Origin of the sequence: Nocardia transvalensis NBRC 15921, assembly GCF_000308875.1 — a bacterium.
Classification (GTDB): Bacteria; Actinomycetota; Actinomycetes; order Mycobacteriales; family Mycobacteriaceae; genus Nocardia; species Nocardia transvalensis.
This window is the reverse complement of record NZ_BAGL01000036.1, coordinates 1-16,527: the sequence shown is the minus strand read 5'-3', so window position 1 is coordinate 16,527 and position 16,527 is coordinate 1. Positions and strand designations below refer to the sequence as shown.

The following is a 16,527-nucleotide window of genomic DNA, read 5'->3' as shown; positions in this document are numbered from 1 at the left end:
TCCGGTCAGGGGACCGGGACCATGCCCACGGTCGGGAGGAAGTAGCAGGTGTGGTCGCCGTTGCGGACCGAGCCGAACATCGCCGCGAGGACGGTGCCGTGGCCGGTGTCCACGGGGACGGCGCGGACGCCGCCGGCGGGCAGGGCCGCGGCGAAGAAGTTCTGGACCGCCTGTTCGGCGAGGGGCCGGACCTCGGCGGGGACGTTCGCCGGGACCATCGCCTTGACGACCTGCGACATCGGGTTCATCGCGGCGAAGCCGCCGCGGCCGGTGTTCGCGTTGAACCAGGCCACCTGCATGCCCGAGGTGTCGGCCCCGTCGGCGGCCAGGCCGTAGGGGACGAAGGCGAACATGGTCTGGCCGGACTTCACGGCCGAGGTGTCGAGGCCGGGCATGGCCACAGTGGGCTTGGGCCACGGTCCGGGCACCGCGCCGGCCATCGCGGGCACCAGGCCCGCGGTGGTGCCGTCGTGGCAGAACGCCGAGGCCGTCGGATACAGGAAGGGCTGGACGCCGATCTGCTTCAGATTGTCGACCGCGAGCTGGTAGGCAGCCAGCAAATCCGACGGCCCGGCGGTGTCGGCCCGGTCGGCGGCGGCGACCGCGGCCTCGGGCGTGACGTCCGGATCCGGGGGCCCGGCCACCGCCGTGGAGGCGACGGTGCAGGTCAGCGCGATCGAGGCGCTCACCGCCCCGGTGACACGGATCAGACTACGCAGCACGCCCATCGGAAATCTCCTCGTCGTCGCGGTCGAGAAGAGACCGTACCCGGCACACCGCCCGCTAACGGCGGAGAAACGCCGATCAGGCGCGAGCGGGAGCCGCCGTCACCGTGTAGCCGAGATTGGTGAGCACCTCGGTGGTGGCCTTGGCGAAATTGAGCGTGATGAAGTGCAGGCAGGGCGCGCCCTCCTCGATCAGCCGGCGGCCGATCTCGGTGGCGATCTCGATGCCGACCTCGCGCACCGCGGCGCGGTTGGCCTCCGGATCGTTGCCGGCGGCGCGCTCCAGCCGCTCCATCAGGCGCCGGGGCACCGGGCGGCCGGACAGTTCCTCGGCGCGCTGCACGGTGCGCAGCGACGTGATCGGCATGAGTTCCGGAATGATCGGCTTGGCGCCCTCGACCGGATCGCAGGCCGCCACCCGGTCCCGCAGCCGCAGGTAGTGCTCCACGTCGAAGAACATCTGGGTGATCGAATACTCCGCGCCCGCACGCAGTTTCGCGCACAGGTAGGCGGTGTCGTGGTCGAGGTCCGGTGAGCGGTGATGGCCCTGCGGGAAGGAGGCCACGCCCACGTGGAAGTCGCCGAGCCCGCACACCATGCGCACCAGCTCCTCGGCGTACTCCACACCCTCGGGATGGCGGCGCCACTCGCCGAGCGGGTCGCCCGGCGGGTCGCCGCGCAGGACCAGCAGATTGCGGATTCCGGCGTCGGCGTAGGTGCCGACGATCGAGCGCAGTTCGGCGACGCTGTGCTCGACGGCGGTCAGGTGCGCCACCGTCAGCAGCGTGGTCTCGCGGGCGAGCTGCCCGGTCACGCGGGCGGTGCGGTCGCGGGTGGACCCGCCCGCGCCGTAGGTCATCGACACGAAGGCCGGGTGCATGCGCTCGAATTCGCGGGCCGCCCGCCACAACCGGGCCTCGGCGGCCTCGTCGCGCGGCGGGTTGAACTCCACGGAGAACGGGATGGTCCCGTCGGCGCGCTTGACCAGCTGCCCCACCACGGACGGAGTTCCGGACACGCGGGGCGTCCGGCCTGAGGTCGGGCGTCCCCCAACGTTGTCGAAACTCACCGGACCAGTGTAAGTGGGACGAACCCGGCGCACGCCGCCCTGGGCGCGGCGGGCACGAATCCGGAGGTCGGTAAGGTTTCACCCGGGGGCCGCCGCTCCGACCACTCGCAGATCCTGGAGGTTCCAATGTCCGCCGGACCGGGCACACCGACACGGTCGGCGCCGATCGGCCCCGCCGCCCTGGTCGCGGACGTCGAGCGGGTGCTGCGGGACTTCTTCGACTCCAGGCGGGAGCTGGTCGGCGAGATGGGCCCCACGGTCGTCGACGCGGCCGCGGAACTGGAGGACTTCGTGCTGCGCGGCGGTAAGCGCACCCGCCCGTCCTTCGCCTGGACCGGCTGGCTCGGCGCCGGCGGCGCCGCGGACGGGCCGCAGGCGGCGGCGGTGCTGCGCGCCTGCGCCGCACTGGAACTGGTGCAGGCGTGCGCCCTGATCCACGACGACATCATCGACTCCTCGCGCACCCGGCGCGGCTTCCCGACCGTGCACGTGGACTTCGAGGAGCGTCACCGGGAGCGCGAATGGTCCGGCGACTCCGGGCATTTCGGGATCAGCGTGGGCGTGCTGATCGGCGATCTGGCCCTCGCCTGGGCCGACGACATGGTGGCGGCGGCGGGCCTGGACGCGGCGGCCCATCGCCGGTTCGCCCCGGTCTGGGCGGCGATGCGCACCGAGGTGATGGGCGGGCAGCTGCTGGACATCCACGGCGAGGCGGGAGCCGACGATTCGGTCGAGGCCGCCCTGCGCATCAACCGCTACAAGACCGCCGCCTACACCGTCGAGCGCCCGCTGCACCTGGGCGCGGCGCTGGCCGCCGCCGGTCCCCCGCTGGTCGCGGCCTATCGCGAATTCGGGACCGATATCGGGATCGCGTTCCAGCTGCGCGACGACCTGCTCGGCGTCTTCGGCGATCCGGCGGTCACCGGCAAACCGTCCGGGGACGATCTGCGGGAGGGTAAGCGGACGGTGCTGATCGCCGAGGCGCTGCGCCGCGCCGACGCCGACTCCCCCACGGCCGCGAAACTGCTGCGCACCTCGCTGGGCACCGACCTGACGCCGGACGAGGTCACCCACCTGCGCGCCCTCATCACCGATCTCGGCGCCGTCGGCGAGGTCGAGCGCCGCATCGCCGATCTCACCGACCGCGGCCTGGCCGCCCTGGAGTCCAGTTCGGCCACGGCGGAGGCGAAGCAGCGCCTGCGCGCGATGGCCCTGGCCGCCACTCGCCGGGTCGCCTGACCGCGCGACCACGAACCTGGGAGCTACCCGTCGTGAAAACCGTTGTGGGTCCGGCCGATCGGATCGTCGTGATCGGCGCCGGGCTGTCCGGCCTGTCGGCGGCGCTGCGGCTGCTCGGCGCCGGGCGCGCCGTGACGCTGCTGGAACGCGCGGACCACCCGGGCGGGCGGGTCGGGCGGTACCGCTTCGCCGATTACGAGATCGATTCCGGCGCAACGATTCTCACCCTGCCGAAGCTCATCGACGAGGCCCTGGCCGCGGTCGGGTCGGATGCGGCGACCGTGGGCCTGCGGATCCACCGGCTCGCACCCGCCTACCGGGCCCGTTTCGCCGACGACTCCACCATCGACGTCTTCGACGACCCGGACGCGATGGCCGCCGAGGTGACCCGCGCCTGCGGCGCCGGCGAGGCGGATCGCTATCTGCGACTGCGGGACTGGCTCGGCCGCGTCTACGATGCCGCCTACGACCGGTTCATGGATGCCAACTTCGATTCGCCGCTGGACCTCGTCCGGCATCCGGAGAGCCGGGCGGCGCTGACCGATCTGGTCCGGCTGGGCGCGTTCGGACGGCTCGGCCCCCGGGTCCGGCGCACGCTGAGCGACGATCGGCTGGCGCGGCTGTTCACCTTCCAGGCGCTGTTCGCGGGCATGGCCCCCGCACAGGCGCTGGCGGTCTACGGCGCTATCCCGCATATGGATACGAGTCTGGGCGTCTACTTCCCCGAGGGCGGTATGCGCGCCGTACCCGCCGCCCTGGCCACGGCGTTCCGGGCGGCGGGCGGGCACCTGGAGTTCGAGACCGAGGTCACCGGGATCGACTACGCGGGCGGACGAGCCCGCCGCGTACGCACCGCCGACGGACGGGCATTCGACTGCGACGCCGTCGTTCTCACCGCCGACGTGGGCGCGCTGGACCGGTTCGGCCTGCGCCGCCGCCCGCTGCGGGCCTCGCCCTCGGCCGTCGTCGCGCACGGGACCGTCCCGGCCGAGGTCGCCGCCGGCTGGCCGGTGCAAGGGCATCACACCATCGACTTCGGCGCGGCCTGGGGCGGCACCTTCACCGAGATCGCGGGCCGGCGCGGCCGCCTCATGACCGATCCCTCGCTGCTGCTGACCCGGCCCGCCCTCGGCGATCCGGGCCTGATCGTCGAGCGCCCGAGCGGCCGCCACGAACCGCTGTCGGTGCTGGCGCCCTGCCCGAATCTCGATGCGGCGCCGCTGTCCTGGGATCGGCTCGGACCCGCGTACCTGCGCGAACTAGTGCTGGTGCTGGAGCGGCGCGGCTACCGCGGCATCGCCGACCACTTCGCCGTCGACCACCTCGACACGCCACGGACCTGGCACGAGCGCGGCATGCTCGCCGGTACCCCGTTCTCGGCGGCCCACCTGTTCCGCCAGACCGGCCCCTTCCGCACCCGCAATCTCCCGCGCACCGCCGAGAACGTCGTACTGGCCGGGTGCGGCACCACGCCGGGCGTCGGGGTGCCGACGGCCTTGCTCTCCGGCAAGCTCGCGGCGCGGCGGATCGTCGCCCCGGCATGAGACCCGGCGACCGACGCGCTAGGGTTCCCGGGGACCCATTAAACTTGCGGCGACCTGTTGACCGCGGACCAGACCGCACCGACTTCCCCGGGGGGACCCGACGAACTATGCCGACCCCCGATGCGAATACCGCCACCGTAGCGGCCACAGTAATTCCCGAGGCACCGCCCGCCGGCGCCCCGGCGGTCCCGCGCACCCTGCGCTGGTGGACCCACCTCTCCGCCGACTTCTTCCGTAGCCCCGAGGGCCATGCCGCGCTGCTCGGCTTCTGGGGCTCGCTGATGATCACCGTCGGCGGCTTCGGCGCCGGCGCCGTCCGCCGCAGCGACCCGCTCCTCGAGGCCGTGCACCTGTCCTGGCTGCGTTTCGGCCACGGCTACGCGCTGGCCACGATCGGCATCTGGCTGGGCGTGCTGGCGATGATCGTCGCGTGGGTCCGGCTGGGACGCATCACGATCGGCACCTGCGAGCACGGCAGCGCGGTGACGCTCAACGAACTGCGCGCGATCGTCGGCATCTGGATCTTCCCGCTGCTGTTCGCCGTGCCGATGTTCAGCGCCGACGTCTACTCCTACCTGGCCCAGGGCGCGCTGCTGCGCGACGGGTACGACCCCTATACGGTCGCCCCGGTGGTGAGTCCGGGCGTGCTGCTGGACAATGTGAGCCCGGTCTGGACCACCACCACCGCGCCCTACGGCCCGCTCTTCCTGCTGCTCGGCAAGTTGATCACCACGGTCACCGGCGACAATCTGGTGGCGGGCACCTGGGCGATGCGCCTGGTCATGCTGCCGGGCCTGGCCCTGATGATGTGGGCGATCCCGCATCTCACCAAGCATCTGGGCGGTAAGCCGACGGTCGCGCTGTGGCTGGCCGTGCTCAACCCGCTGGTCCTGATCCACCTGATCGGCGGCGTGCACAACGAGATGCTGATGGTCGGCCTGATGGCCGCCGGCATCGCGCTGGTGCTGGAGCGCCATCACGCGGCCGGCATCGTGGTGGTCGCGATCGGCGTGGCGATCAAGGCGACCGCGGGCGTGGCGCTGCCGTTCCTGGTGTGGATCTGGATGATTCACGAACGGGAGCGACGGGCGGCCGAGAATAAGGGCCCGCTGCCGCATCCGCTGTGGACCTTCGCGAAGATCGGCGGCTTGGGGCTGTCGGTGTTCGCGGTGGTGTTCGCCGCGGCGTCGGCGCTGGCCGGGGTGGGGATCGGCTGGCTCACCGCGCTGTCGGGTTCGAAGAAGATCATCAACTGGCTGTCGCTGCCGACCGCGATGGCGCACGCGATCAGCTGGATCACGCCGCTGCGTGTGGATGGCGCGGAATCGCCTGTCCTCGTGGTGACGCGGGCCATCTGCGCGATCGCGCTCATCGCGATCCTCGGGTGGACGTGGTGGCGGTTCAAGAACACCGAGAGGGAGGCCGTCCTCGGCATCCTGATCGCGTTCGTGGCGATCGTGATCCTGTCCCCCGCCGCGCTGCCCTGGTACTACTCGTGGCCGCTGGCGCTGGCGGCCGGGTTCGCGATGTCGACCCGGACGCTGATGGTGCTGGTCGGCGTGTGTACCTGGCTCATGCTGATCTTCCAGCCGGGCGGCGCGATAGGGCTCTACAACCCGGTGCACACCACCGTGGCCCTCTTCGTCGCCGTGGTGGCGGCGCTGTCGCTGCGCACGGTGGATCCGCTCCGGCTGCGCGCGGACAGCGGCAGAATCAGGCAGTGACCGGCGATCCGGCCGCCTACCGGCACTGCCGGGCCGTCGCCGCCGCCCACGGGCGCACCTACTACCTCGCCACCCGGCTGCTCGCCCCCGAGCAGCGCCCGGCCGTGCACGCGCTGTACGCCTTCGCGCGCACGGTCGACGATATCGTCGACGGGGGCGCGAAAGATGCCGCGGGACAGCTGGATCGGATCGAGGGGCTGCTGCGCGACCGGCTGGCCGGGCACGCCTCCGACGCCGAGCCGCCCGCGTGGGCGCCGGTGCTGGCCGCGGTCGGCGACACCATCGAGCGGTTCGGTATCGCGCCCGAGCACTTCCGGACCTTCCTGGACTCCATGCGCATGGATGTGCCCGGCACCGCGCTGTTCCGCGATCGCTACACCACGATGGACGAGCTGCGCGAGTACATGCGCGGGTCGGCGGCGGCGATCGGCCTGCAACTGCTGCCCGTGCTGGGCACGGTCGGGCCGCGCGAGGCGGCCGAACCGGCCGCCGCCGCGCTGGGCGAGGCGTTCCAGCTCACCAATTTCCTGCGCGACGTCGGCGAGGATCTCGACCGCGGCCGGATCTACCTGCCCGCCGAGGATCTCGCCGTCTTCGGCGTCGACCACGATCTGCTGGCCCACTGCCACCGCACCGGCCGCACCGATCCCCGGGTCCGGCGCGCGCTGGCGCATCTGATCGCCGTCAACCGGTCGATCTACCGCCGCGCCGAACCCGGTATCGCACTACTCCAGCCGCGTGTCCGCCCCGCTATACGGACCGCCGCCGTGCTGTACGGGGAGATCCTGGATCGGGTGGAGCGGATGGACTACGCGATTTTCGCGCGGCGGGCGGTGGTGCCGGTAGGTCGGCGGTTGCGGGTGGCGGCGGGGGAATTCACGGCTGCCGTTCTGCCGTAGCGTGTTTCCGGCCAAAAGCACGCCGGAAACATGGTCCGGCCCCTCCCGCACTCGTGGTTCCGGCACGCTTTTGGCCGGAATCAGAAAGGCTCCGCGGCCGCCCTCCGGACCACTTCGCGGGCGAGGGGGCCGTGGATGGCGTCGACGGGGCGGCCCGGGAGGGTGTCGTCCTCGGTGTAGATCCACTCGAGGATTTCCTCGTCGGTGTACTTCGCGTCGCGCATGACCGTGATCAGGCCGGGCAGGGGCTTGACGACGGCGCCGGTGGAGTCGAAGAAATCCTTCGGGATGCCGGCGATGCCCTCGCGGCGCACCGCGAGCAGTTGATGGTCGCGCAACAGCTGGTGGACGCGCGTCACGGGGATACCGAGTTGCTCGGCCACATCGGGCAGCGGGAGCAGGGTCACCGACTCCGGTACGACATCGTCGCTGCAAGGAAAGGCACTCACCCGCATAACGGTAGCTCGTCGGTGCCCGGACGCCGCGTCGCGGTGCCCGCGTCGCTGGCACGCCCGCACGCGGTGAGACGCCACCGCCGTCTGCGCCTATACCATCGGACAGAGCCGTCACGGAGGCGGCATTCGCTTGTCGCAGCCGAGGCGAGAGGTGAGAGCTTTGTGAAAGTCGGAGGACATCAGTTGATCGGCCAGATGCTGGACGGGCGCTATCGCATCGACGCGCCGATCGCGCGGGGCGGTATGTCGATGGTGTTTCGGGGGGTGGACACCCGGCTGGACCGGCCGGTGGCGATCAAGGTGATGGATCCGAAATTCGCCGGCGATCCGCAATTCCTCAGCCGCTTCGAATTCGAGGCCCGCTCGGTGGCCAAGCTGAAGCATCCGTCGCTGGTCGCCGTGTACGACCAGGGCATCGACGGCGACCACCCGTTCCTGATCATGGAACTGGTCGAGGGCGGCACCCTGCGCGAACTACTGCGCGAACGCGGGCCGATGCCCCCGCACGCGGTCTACGCGGTGGCCGAACCGGTACTCCAGGCGATCGGCGTCGCGCATGCCGCGGGCCTCGTGCACCGCGACGTGAAGCCGGAGAACGTGCTGATCTCCGACGCGGGCGAGGTGAAGATCGCCGACTTCGGCCTGGTGCGCGCCGCCGCCGGATCGAATATGACCTCGGCGAGCGTGATCCTCGGCACGGCCCACTACCTCTCGCCCGAGCAGGTCACCGACGGCCGGGCCGACGGGCGCAGCGACGTGTACTCGTTCGGGATCCTGATCTTCGAATTGCTCACCGGGCGTACCCCGTTCAGCGGCGACACCTCGCTGTCGATCGCGTATCAGCGGGTGGAGAAGGACGTGCCCAGCCCGAGCCGGTTCATCCCCGGGGTGCCGCCGGAATTCGACGAGCTGGTCGCGCGTGCCACCGCCCGCGAGCCCGCGCACCGCTACGCCGACGCCACCGAGATGGCCGGGGAGATGCGGCGGATCGCCCACGACCTGCGGCTGCCGGACTACCGCGTGCCCGCGCCGCGGGAGTCGGCGGAACACATGTCGGCGCACTACCGGATCGGCCCGACGCCGTCCGCCGCCGTGGCCGCCCCGCCCGCGGACGTGACGACCCGCATGGCGGCCGAACCGCCCGCACCGCAGCACACCCGGGTGATGACCGCGACGCAACCGCGCCCCGACCCGCACCCCGAATACGCGAGTCCCCCGCCCCATCAGCAGCCCTACGTCGACGAATTCGAGGCCGACCGCAACCGATCGCGGCGGCGGGTGCTGATCTGGGCAGCCATCGTCGTCGTGCTGGCGCTGCTGCTGGGCCTGGGCGGCTGGTGGCTGGGCGTGGGGAGATATTCGGCGGTGCCGCCGATCGCGGGAATGGACAGCGGCCGCGCGACCACCGCCCTGCAAAACGCCGGATTCGAGACGACGATCCGCAACAAGGCCTCCGACACCATCCCCGTCGGCGGCGTGGTCGGCACCGATCCGGCGGCCGGGGCGCGCGTGGTGAAGGGCTCCACCGTGGCGATCCTGGTGTCCAGCGGCAAACCACAGGTTCCGCCCTTCCAGCCCGGTGACGGGGTCGAGAAGGTCCGCGAGGCGATCCGCGACGCCGGGCTGATCCCGGTCGACAGCGGAGAGAGACCCAGCACCGCCCCGAAAGGCTCTGTGGCGCAACTGGAACCGGGACCGGGCACGGTACTGCCCATGGGCGCGTCGGTGAAGGTGTACCGCAGCAAGGGTTCCGCGCCCGTGAAGATGCCGGACGTGCGCGGCAAGACCACCGACGAGGCCCGCGCGGCGCTGGAGCAGGCCGGAATCACGGTGGGCGACACCAGATCCGAATTCGATCCGCGCATCAAGTCCGATCAGGTGATCGGCACCGATCCCGCCGCGGGCACCAGCCTGCTGTCCGGCGCCTCCGCCACCCTCATCGTCTCGAATACCGTGGTGATCCCCGACGTCGGGGGCAAGAGCGTGCAGGCGGCCCGCACCGAACTCGAGGGCCTCGGCCTGAATGTGGTCCTCAGCAACATCTTCACCGGCAACGATCGCGGCACGATCCGCGGCCAGACGCCGATCGCCGGGGCCGGCGCCGCGCCCGGCAGCACCGTCACCCTCGTCGTGCTGCCGTTCTGACGCGCTGCTCCCCGAGCTGCGGCCGCGCCAGTTCCGCTCCCACGCTCGCGCCGCCGAGAACCTCGGCCACGCTGAGCCCGACGCGCGCGGCGACCAGATCCAGCGCCTGCTCCAGAACGGCGCTCGCACTCGTTCCGACGACCTGAGACTGCTCGAGCCTGCCGATCCCGCGGGCGATCCGGACCCGGCAGCGCCACGCGGAGCGTTCGGATTCGGGGCGTTCGATGACGACCGTCGCCGGCACGCCGTCGATCACGAGTTCGTGCTGTACCAGGGCGGCCCTGTCGCGTCCCATCATTCGGCCACGGCCGGCGCCGAGCCGCTCGGCGGCGGGGCGCACGCCGTCGGCTACCGCTACTGCATTCATCCGGTCCTCCCAGGGCAGATCCCTCAGTGAGCCCGTTACCACCGGTAACGGACACGTAGAACCTAACCCACGAGGACCACAACAGCAACCGCTCAGCTAACTATTTCGCGTGGCGTTAACCCAGCGGGCGCTCAGGCCACCGCCAACAGCGGCGCGCCGGTCTCCGGATCGTTGATCGCCACCACCGCCGACGTGCTGAACACATCGACCGGCAACCCGCCGATGCTGGGGCTGATATTCGTCGTGACCTGCGCCGCGGCGACGGACGGGTCGTAGCCCCAGGAGATGTTGAAGATCAGCAGCCGGCTGCCGTCGCGCAGCACCACCTCCGAGGGCATACCGTCCCGGTCGCGATCGCGCAGCAAACGCAGGATGGTGCGATCCGCCCGATCGACGCGCAGGGCGCCGACCTCGCGAAAGATGACGTTCAACACGCGCGGTCCGCCGCGCTCACCGCAGCATCTCCGCGACCAGGAACGCCAGCTCCAGCGACTGCTGGGTGTTCAGGCGCGGGTCGCACGCCGTCTCGTAGCGGTCCTCGAGGTCGAGATCGGAGATGTCCTGGGCGCCGCCCAGGCATTCGGTGACGTTCTCGCCCGTCAGCTCGATGTGCAGGCCGCCCGGGTGGGTGCCCAGCGCGTGATGCACCTCGAAGAAGCCCTGCACCTCGTCGACGATGCGATCGAAGTGGCGGGTCTTGTAGCCGGTGGAGGATTCGTGGGTGTTGCCGTGCATCGGATCGCACTGCCAGATCACCTGGTGGCCCGTCGCCTGCACCTTCTCGATGATCGGCGGCAGCACGTCGCGGATCTTGGTGTTGCCCATGCGCGCCACCAGGGTCAGCCGGCCCGGCTCGTTGTTGGGGTCGAGCCGCTCGACGTACTCCACCGCCTGCTCGGGCGTGGTGGTCGGGCCGATCTTGAGCCCGATCGGGTTGGCCAGCAGTTCGGCGAACGCGATATGCGCGCCGTCGAGCTGGCGGGTGCGCTCGCCGATCCACAGGAAGTGGGCCGAGAGGTCGTAGAGCACCGGATCGCCCGCCGAATTCTCCGCCAGCCGCAGCATCGCGCGCTCGTAGTCGAGGACCAGTGCCTCGTGGCTGCAGTAGATCTTGGCCGACTGCAGGCTCGGGTCCTGCACCCGGCAGGCGTTCATGAACCGCAGGCCGCGGTCGATCTCCTCGGCCAGCTGCTCGTAGCGGGCGCCGGCCGGGGACTTGGCGACGAAGTCGCGGTTCCAGTCGTGCACCTTGTGCAGATCGGCCATGCCGGCGCCGGTGAGCGCGCGCACCAGGTTCATCGCGGCGCTGGCGTTGGCGTAGGCGCGCACCAGCCGCGACGGGTCGTGCTCGCGCAGTGCGGCATCGGCGACCAGCGAGTTCACCATGTCGCCGCGGTAGGAGCGCAGGCCCAGCGCGTCCTTGTCCGCCGAGCGCGGCTTGGCGTACTGGCCCGCGATCCGGCCCACCTTCACCACCGGGAGGCTGGCGCCGTAGGTGAGCACGACCGCCATCTGCAGCAGCGTGCGGATGTTGCCGCGGATATGCGGTTCGGTGTTGTCGGCGAAGGTCTCGGCGCAGTCGCCGCCCTGGAGGAGGAACGCCTCGCCGCGGGCCACCTCGGCGAGGCGCTCGCGCAGCTCCTCCACCTCGGCCGGCACGCAGAGGGGAGGCACGCTCTCCAGGACGGTGCGCATCTTCTCCGCCTGGTCGGGATCCCAGGACGGCTGTTGCAGGGCGGGGCGGGCGAGCGCTTCGTCGAGGCGCCGACGCAGCTCGGCAGGCAGCGGAGGCAGTTCCGGCAAGCGATCGATCGGTACGTCGACGGTCCAGTTCACCAGCTCAGGATAGTGACCCCGAGGGGACCTGTGGTAACCCGGAGGTAGGGGGCGTGCGCGAGGACACTCGCGAGGCCCGTAACCTCTAAGGCTCCCGCGGCATCGGCGCGGGCCATTCCGCCGGCCGGAGACCCGCCCGGCCGACCACGAGGAGCGGATCGCGCTGAAATACTTTTACGACTGCGAGTTCATCGAGGACGGGACTGTGATCGACCTGGTCTCGATCGGCGTGGTCTGCGAGGACGGGCGCGAATATTACGCGGTCTCGACGGAATTCGATCCGGAGCGGGCCGGGCCGTGGGTGCGGCGCAATGTGCTGCCCAAGCTGCCCTCCCCCGCCTCGCCGCTGTGGCGCGACCGCGCGCGGATCCGCGAGGACCTCTACCGCTTCCTGGTACCGCGGCCGACCGTGGAGCCCGAGCTGTGGGCGTGGGTCGGCGCGTACGACCACGTCGCCCTGTGCCAGCTGTGGGGCTCGATGGTCGACCTGCCCAACGCGCTACCCCGCTATACCAACGAGCTGCGGCAGCTCTGGGAGATGGCAGGCCGCCCGCCCCTGCCGCCGGTCCCGCCGGACGCCCACGACGCCTTGGCCGACGCACGCCACAATCTCGCGAAATACGAAGCGATCGAGGCGCATCGGCGTAGGCAGGCGTCCTAGCGACCTCCGCCCACGCCTTCTGTCGACGTCAACGCCACTCCACTGTTCCGGCGCGTCACTCCGCTGTTCCGGCGCGTCACTCCACTGTTCCGGCGCGTCACTCCACTGTTCCGGCGCGTCACTCCACCATTTCCGGCATGCTTTTGGCCGGAATCAGCTCGCCAGCGTCTCCGGAACCCGATCGGCGTCGGGACGCTCGTCCGCGGGGGCCTTCTTGAGGCTGGAGGCGTAGACGTCGACGTACTCCTGACCCGACATCCGCATCAGCTCGTACATGATCTCGTCGGTGACGGCGCGCTCGACGAAGCGGTTGCCGCCCATGCCCTCGTAGCGGGAGAAGTCGATCGGCGCACCGAATTTCACGGTCACCTTGCGGGGCCGCCAGCGGAAGGGACCGGGAGGGCACACCTCGTCGGTGCCGATCAGCGCCACCGGGATCACCGGGACGCCGGTCTCCAGGGCGAGGCGTGCCACGCCGGTCTTGCCCTTGTACAACCGGCCGTCGGGCGAGCGGGTGCCCTCGGGGTACAGACCGACCAGTCGGCCGCCCTCCAGCAGCCGGCGCGCGGTGTTCAGCGCGGATTCGGCGGCGTCGGCGCCGCTGCGATCGATCGGGTACTGGCCCGTGCCGGAGAAGAAGAACTTCTGCAACCGGCCCTTGAGCCCCGGCGTGGTGAAGTACTCGGCCTTGGCCAGATAGGTGATCCGGCGGGGGCTCAGCAGCGGGGTGAACAGCCAGTCGGTGAACGACAGGTGGTTGCCGGCGAGGATGGCTGGGCCGTTGGACGGGATGTGCTCCACACCCTCGGCCTTGGGCCGATTGATCAGGTGCATGAGCGGTCCCACCAGAACGAACTTCAGCAGCCAGTAGAACATCGCGTCCTTTCCCAATGATCCGTACAGGACCGGCCTCGTCGCAGGCACCTCCGTCGTTGCCGACTCTACCGCCGCCGCCGAGTTGTGACCAAGCCCGCACCCATGAATTCACATGGCCGGAACCACTCCCCGGGCAAGCCCGGGGAAACAGGGTGAGGTGCGCGGGAAACAGGCCGAGTTGTGCGCGGGAAACAAGGTGAGGTGCCTCGGACGCGGGTAGCGGGCGGGGGTGAACTACCTCGGGGCGGATTGCCGGGCGCGAGGCGAGGGGCGGGGGGCCGTGGTGCGGGCGGACTTCGGCGTGGGGGTCAGGGCCGCGCGGGCGAGTTCGGCGGCGCCGATCATGCCGGCGGCCTCGCCCAGCTGGGTGGTGCGGATGCGGGCCAGCGGGCGGTGGCGGGCGCCGGTGATGGCGGCGGCGTAGTGCTCGCGGGCGTCGTCGAGAAACAGTGGCGCCGAGGAGCTCACGCCGCCGGCGATCACGATCAGGTCCGGGTCGAAGATGTCCCCGACGAAGGCCAGGCCCAGGCCCAGCCAGCGGGCGAAGTCGGCGATCACCTCGAGTGCGACGGGGTCGCCGTCCTGGGCGGCGCCCGCCACCCGGCGTCCGGTCAGCGAACCCGCGTCGGCGCGGACCTCGCGCGCGAGGATGGTCGAGCGCAGCGGGTCGGTGGCCAGGCGCTCGATCGCCGTATCCACCAGCGCCGTTCCGCTGCAATACCGTTCCCAGCACCCGCGCTTGCCGCACGGGCAGGCCCGGCCGTGCGGCACCACCTGCAGATGCCCCAGTTCCGGTGCGACGCCGTAACTTCCGCGATACAGCCGGCCCTCGACCAGCAGCGCCGCGCCGATTCCGGTGCCGATCGCGACCAGTACCCCGTTGTGCGCGCCGGCGGCCGCGCCGAACCGGTACTCGGCCCACATCGCGGCGTTGGCGTCGTGTTCGAGGATCACCGGCAGCCCCAGCCGCTCGGTCAGCCGGTCGGCCACCGCGCTGTCCTCCCACGGCAGATGCGGGGCGAAGCGCACCGAGGACCGGGTCTCGTCGACGAATCCGGCCACCGCCAGGCCGACCGCGCCGATCGCGTGCCGGGCCCGCAGTTCCCGCACGGCGCGCGCGAGGCCGTCCTCCAGCGCGTGTTCGGACTGCGGGGTCGGGGCCTGCACGGTGTCCAGGACCTCACCGGAGCCGTCGACCACCGACGCCCGGATGTTGGTGCCGCCGACATCGATGCCGACGGTCAGCGGCGCCTCCCGCCCGATGCGCGTCGTCATACCTTGATCTGCACCGGAATCGAGACGTACCCGGGCCCGCGGCGTCGCGCCCCGGAGCCGGGCGGACGCGGGTCGGCTTGCGGCGCACCGCCTTCCGGCTCGTCCTCCGGCAGCACCGGTTCCACCGGAAGTCCGGCCAGGGCCTCGCGCAGCACCGTGACGATGGCCGTGCCGTGATCGGCGATCGCGGCGACCACGTCGTGATGTTCCCCCCGGACCAGCGCGGCCGCGGCACACACCGGGCACCAGCTGCACCCGCCCCAGTCCGCCCGGCCGTCGGCAGCGGCCCGGCGCAACACCGGCTCCACCCGTTCCAGCATGGTCTCCGCGAGCAGCCGTAGCTCCTCGGCGAACTCCCCCAGATTGTCCTCGTGCCGATGACCGTTCCCCGCCCCCTCCCCCCGCGGTTCACGGGAACGTTCGCCCCCCGCCGCCCGCTGCCCGCCATAGGGCCCCTCGGATGCCTGGCGCTCCCCGCCGAACTCACGCGCAGCCTCGCGTTCACCGCTGGACTCCCCCGCCCGGCGCTCACCGCGGGGCTCTCCCACCCGCTCGCCGCTGAGTTTCCTCGCTTGGCGCTCACCACCGGGCTCCCCCGCTGGGCGTTCACCGCTGGACTTCCCCGCCCCGCGTTCACCGCTGGACTCCCCCGTGGCCTCGCGGTCGCGGTTGAACTCTCGTTCCGGGCCGCCGGGGGTTACGCGGTCGGCCCAGGGCTGGTCGGGGGTGGTGTCGTCGTGGTCGCTCATTCCGGCCATACCTCGGGGTCCGGGCGGAAGCGCACGACGAGCTGGCCGCCGTCGAGTTCGGCGCCGTCGACCGTGCACCGCCGCAGCACCGGCGCCAGGCGCATCCGGCGCCGCACCCCGTCCGCTCCCACGATCAAATCGTCCTCCACTCGTCCCAGTCGCAGCGTCGCCGGGTCGACCACGGGCAGGCGCAGCCGCAGCGTGAACACCGACTGCGGCCCGGCGCCCGACTCCCACCGCACCACGGGCTCGCCGGAATGCGCGTCCTCGGCGTTCGTGTCGTCGCCAAGCATAGGGTCTGGCGCGGCAACCGCCCGGCTCCCGCGCGAATCGACCGACCGGGACAGGCCGGTGAGCAGGTCGATGCCGACCGGTTCCGGCCCGCTGTGCGGTGCCACCGACACCGGGACGCCCGCCATCCGCGCACGTAGGTCCTCGATCACCGCCAGCTGTTCGGCGCGGCGCGCGCTGTACCACTCCACCGCCGGATGCGCCGAATCCGCGGGCGGCACGGGCGGCAGCACCTTGTTCACGATCACCTCGTCCAAGCGCAGGCCCAGCAGCGCCGCCGCCGAGCGGACCCGCGCGGTCTCCGCCACCGCCACCCGCTCCGCGCCGGTGATCAGCCGGGCGGAGGTGCGACCGCGATCGGCGAGCAGATCGCGCACCTCGGCGACCGCCACGGCAATGCGTTCCGCCGTCGCCGCCAGCACCGCACGCCGCAGGTCGCGGCCGATGGTGGCGAGCGCGCGGACGTGCGCCGGCCAGACCCGCTCGAGATAGCCGAGCAGCGTCTCGGGGGCGGTCACGATGCGCAGCATGTCCGCCGACGGCGGGCAGTCGACGACGATCACGTCCCAGTCGTCCTCGCCGGCGAGATCCGCGATCTCGGTGAGCATCAGCAGCTCCTGGACGCCGGGCAGCCCGGTCAGCTCCGCCGGATCCAGCGTGGCCAGATCGAGG

16 protein-coding genes are annotated in these 16,527 nt (G+C 71.5%); 6 read left to right on the top strand and 10 right to left on the bottom strand.

What is annotated here, in order from left to right; translation table 11 throughout:
• Window positions 1-5 precede the first annotated feature (5 nt).
• Together ON41_RS11915 and ON41_RS11910 are read right to left on the bottom strand one after the other, a co-directional pair.
• On the bottom strand, window positions 6-728 hold the full coding sequence (locus tag ON41_RS11915; protein WP_051161266.1) for a hypothetical protein: 723 nt from the start codon (window positions 726-728) through the stop codon (window positions 6-8).
• A 76-nt stretch (window positions 729-804) separates the two neighbouring features.
• Window positions 805-1,794, bottom strand: coding sequence for a methylenetetrahydrofolate reductase (locus tag ON41_RS11910; protein WP_040747641.1), 990 nt, complete (start codon window positions 1,792-1,794; stop codon window positions 805-807).
• Window positions 1,795-1,908: 114 nt separating this feature from the next.
• On the opposite strand from ON41_RS11910, the gene ON41_RS11905 reads away from it, so the two are divergent.
• The 4 genes from ON41_RS11905 to ON41_RS11890 all read left to right on the top strand — a co-directional run bounded on the left by ON41_RS11905 (window position 1,909) and on the right by ON41_RS11890 (window position 7,200).
• Window positions 1,909-3,033 carry a polyprenyl synthetase family protein gene (locus tag ON41_RS11905; protein ID WP_040747640.1) on the top strand — a complete coding sequence of 375 codons (1,125 nt, stop codon included), beginning with the start codon at window positions 1,909-1,911 and terminating at the stop codon, window positions 3,031-3,033.
• Between the two features lie 32 nt (window positions 3,034-3,065).
• The gene (gene crtI, locus ON41_RS11900) at window positions 3,066-4,577 is read left to right on the top strand and encodes a phytoene desaturase family protein (protein WP_040747639.1); all 1,512 of its coding nucleotides are present in this window, start codon (window positions 3,066-3,068) and stop codon (window positions 4,575-4,577) included.
• Window positions 4,578-4,684: 107 nt separating this feature from the next.
• The gene (locus ON41_RS11895) at window positions 4,685-6,301 is read left to right on the top strand and encodes an alpha-(1->6)-mannopyranosyltransferase A (protein WP_040747638.1); all 1,617 of its coding nucleotides are present in this window, start codon (window positions 4,685-4,687) and stop codon (window positions 6,299-6,301) included.
• Window positions 6,298-7,200: a phytoene/squalene synthase family protein gene (locus ON41_RS11890; RefSeq protein ID WP_040747637.1), complete on the top strand. Its 903-nt coding sequence runs from the start codon at window positions 6,298-6,300 to the stop codon at window positions 7,198-7,200. Before ON41_RS11895 ends, ON41_RS11890 begins: the two co-directional genes overlap by 4 nt.
• An 80-nt stretch (window positions 7,201-7,280) precedes the next feature.
• On the opposite strand, the gene ON41_RS11885 is transcribed toward ON41_RS11890, so the two are convergent.
• The gene (locus ON41_RS11885; RefSeq protein ID WP_040747653.1) at window positions 7,281-7,649 is read right to left on the bottom strand and encodes an Rv2175c family DNA-binding protein; all 369 of its coding nucleotides are present in this window, start codon (window positions 7,647-7,649) and stop codon (window positions 7,281-7,283) included.
• 201 nt (window positions 7,650-7,850) lie between these two features.
• Between ON41_RS11885 and pknB the strand changes: the two genes are divergently transcribed.
• Entirely contained in the window at window positions 7,851-9,800 is a 1,950-nt protein-coding gene (gene pknB, locus ON41_RS11880; RefSeq protein WP_083905290.1) for a Stk1 family PASTA domain-containing Ser/Thr kinase, read from the top strand.
• Here the strand turns inward: pknB and ON41_RS11875 are convergent.
• The 3 genes from ON41_RS11875 to ON41_RS11865 all read right to left on the bottom strand — a co-directional run bounded on the left by ON41_RS11875 (window position 9,775) and on the right by ON41_RS11865 (window position 12,003).
• A complete protein-coding gene (locus ON41_RS11875) occupies window positions 9,775-10,167 on the bottom strand; it encodes a hypothetical protein (RefSeq protein ID WP_157185436.1) in 393 nt (130 codons plus the stop codon). The genes pknB and ON41_RS11875 overlap by 26 nt on opposite strands.
• A 131-nt stretch (window positions 10,168-10,298) precedes the next feature.
• Complete coding sequence (locus ON41_RS11870; RefSeq protein WP_040747635.1) at window positions 10,299-10,601, bottom strand: hypothetical protein; 303 nt, start codon at window positions 10,599-10,601, stop codon at window positions 10,299-10,301.
• Window positions 10,602-10,617: 16 nt separating this feature from the next.
• Window positions 10,618-12,003, bottom strand: coding sequence for a class II 3-deoxy-7-phosphoheptulonate synthase (locus tag ON41_RS11865; RefSeq protein WP_040747634.1), 1,386 nt, complete (start codon window positions 12,001-12,003; stop codon window positions 10,618-10,620).
• Between the two features lie 163 nt (window positions 12,004-12,166).
• Between ON41_RS11865 and ON41_RS11860 the strand changes: the two genes are divergently transcribed.
• Window positions 12,167-12,664: a polyadenylate-specific 3'-exoribonuclease AS gene (locus tag ON41_RS11860; RefSeq protein WP_040747633.1), complete on the top strand. Its 498-nt coding sequence runs from the start codon at window positions 12,167-12,169 to the stop codon at window positions 12,662-12,664.
• A 153-nt stretch (window positions 12,665-12,817) separates the two neighbouring features.
• Here the strand turns inward: ON41_RS11860 and ON41_RS11855 are convergent, their stop codons facing one another.
• The 4 genes from ON41_RS11855 to ON41_RS11840 all read right to left on the bottom strand — a co-directional run.
• The gene (locus ON41_RS11855) at window positions 12,818-13,540 is read right to left on the bottom strand and encodes a lysophospholipid acyltransferase family protein (RefSeq protein WP_040747632.1); all 723 of its coding nucleotides are present in this window, start codon (window positions 13,538-13,540) and stop codon (window positions 12,818-12,820) included.
• 234 nt (window positions 13,541-13,774) lie between these two features.
• Entirely contained in the window at window positions 13,775-14,815 is a 1,041-nt protein-coding gene (locus ON41_RS11850) for an ROK family glucokinase (protein WP_051161263.1), read from the bottom strand.
• On the bottom strand, window positions 14,812-15,564 hold the full coding sequence (locus ON41_RS42995) for a hypothetical protein (RefSeq protein ID WP_246461696.1): 753 nt from the start codon (window positions 15,562-15,564) through the stop codon (window positions 14,812-14,814). The genes ON41_RS11850 and ON41_RS42995 overlap by 4 nt, the downstream gene beginning before the upstream one ends.
• Window positions 15,561-16,527, bottom strand: a 967-nt coding sequence (locus tag ON41_RS11840; RefSeq protein ID WP_040747631.1) for an ArsA family ATPase, incomplete at its 5' end; no start/stop codon positions are given. The genes ON41_RS42995 and ON41_RS11840, both read right to left, overlap by 4 nt.

Excerpts from the sequence above, each read along its gene's own strand:
- ON41_RS11850 (WP_051161263.1), bottom strand. The coding sequence starts at position 14,815 with ATGACGACGCGCATCGGGCGGGAGGCGCCGCTGACCGTCGGCATCGAT.
- ON41_RS11915 (WP_051161266.1), bottom strand. The coding sequence starts at position 728 with ATGGGCGTGCTGCGTAGTCTGATCCGTGTCACCGGGGCGGTGAGCGCC.
- pknB (WP_083905290.1), top strand. The coding sequence starts at position 7,851 with ATGCTGGACGGGCGCTATCGCATCGACGCGCCGATCGCGCGGGGCGGT.
- ON41_RS11895 (WP_040747638.1), top strand. The coding sequence starts at position 4,685 with ATGCCGACCCCCGATGCGAATACCGCCACCGTAGCGGCCACAGTAATT.
- ON41_RS11855 (WP_040747632.1), bottom strand. The coding sequence starts at position 13,540 with ATGTTCTACTGGCTGCTGAAGTTCGTTCTGGTGGGACCGCTCATGCAC.
- ON41_RS11875 (WP_157185436.1), bottom strand. The coding sequence starts at position 10,167 with ATGAATGCAGTAGCGGTAGCCGACGGCGTGCGCCCCGCCGCCGAGCGG.
- ON41_RS42995 (WP_246461696.1), bottom strand. The coding sequence starts at position 15,564 with ATGAGCGACCACGACGACACCACCCCCGACCAGCCCTGGGCCGACCGC.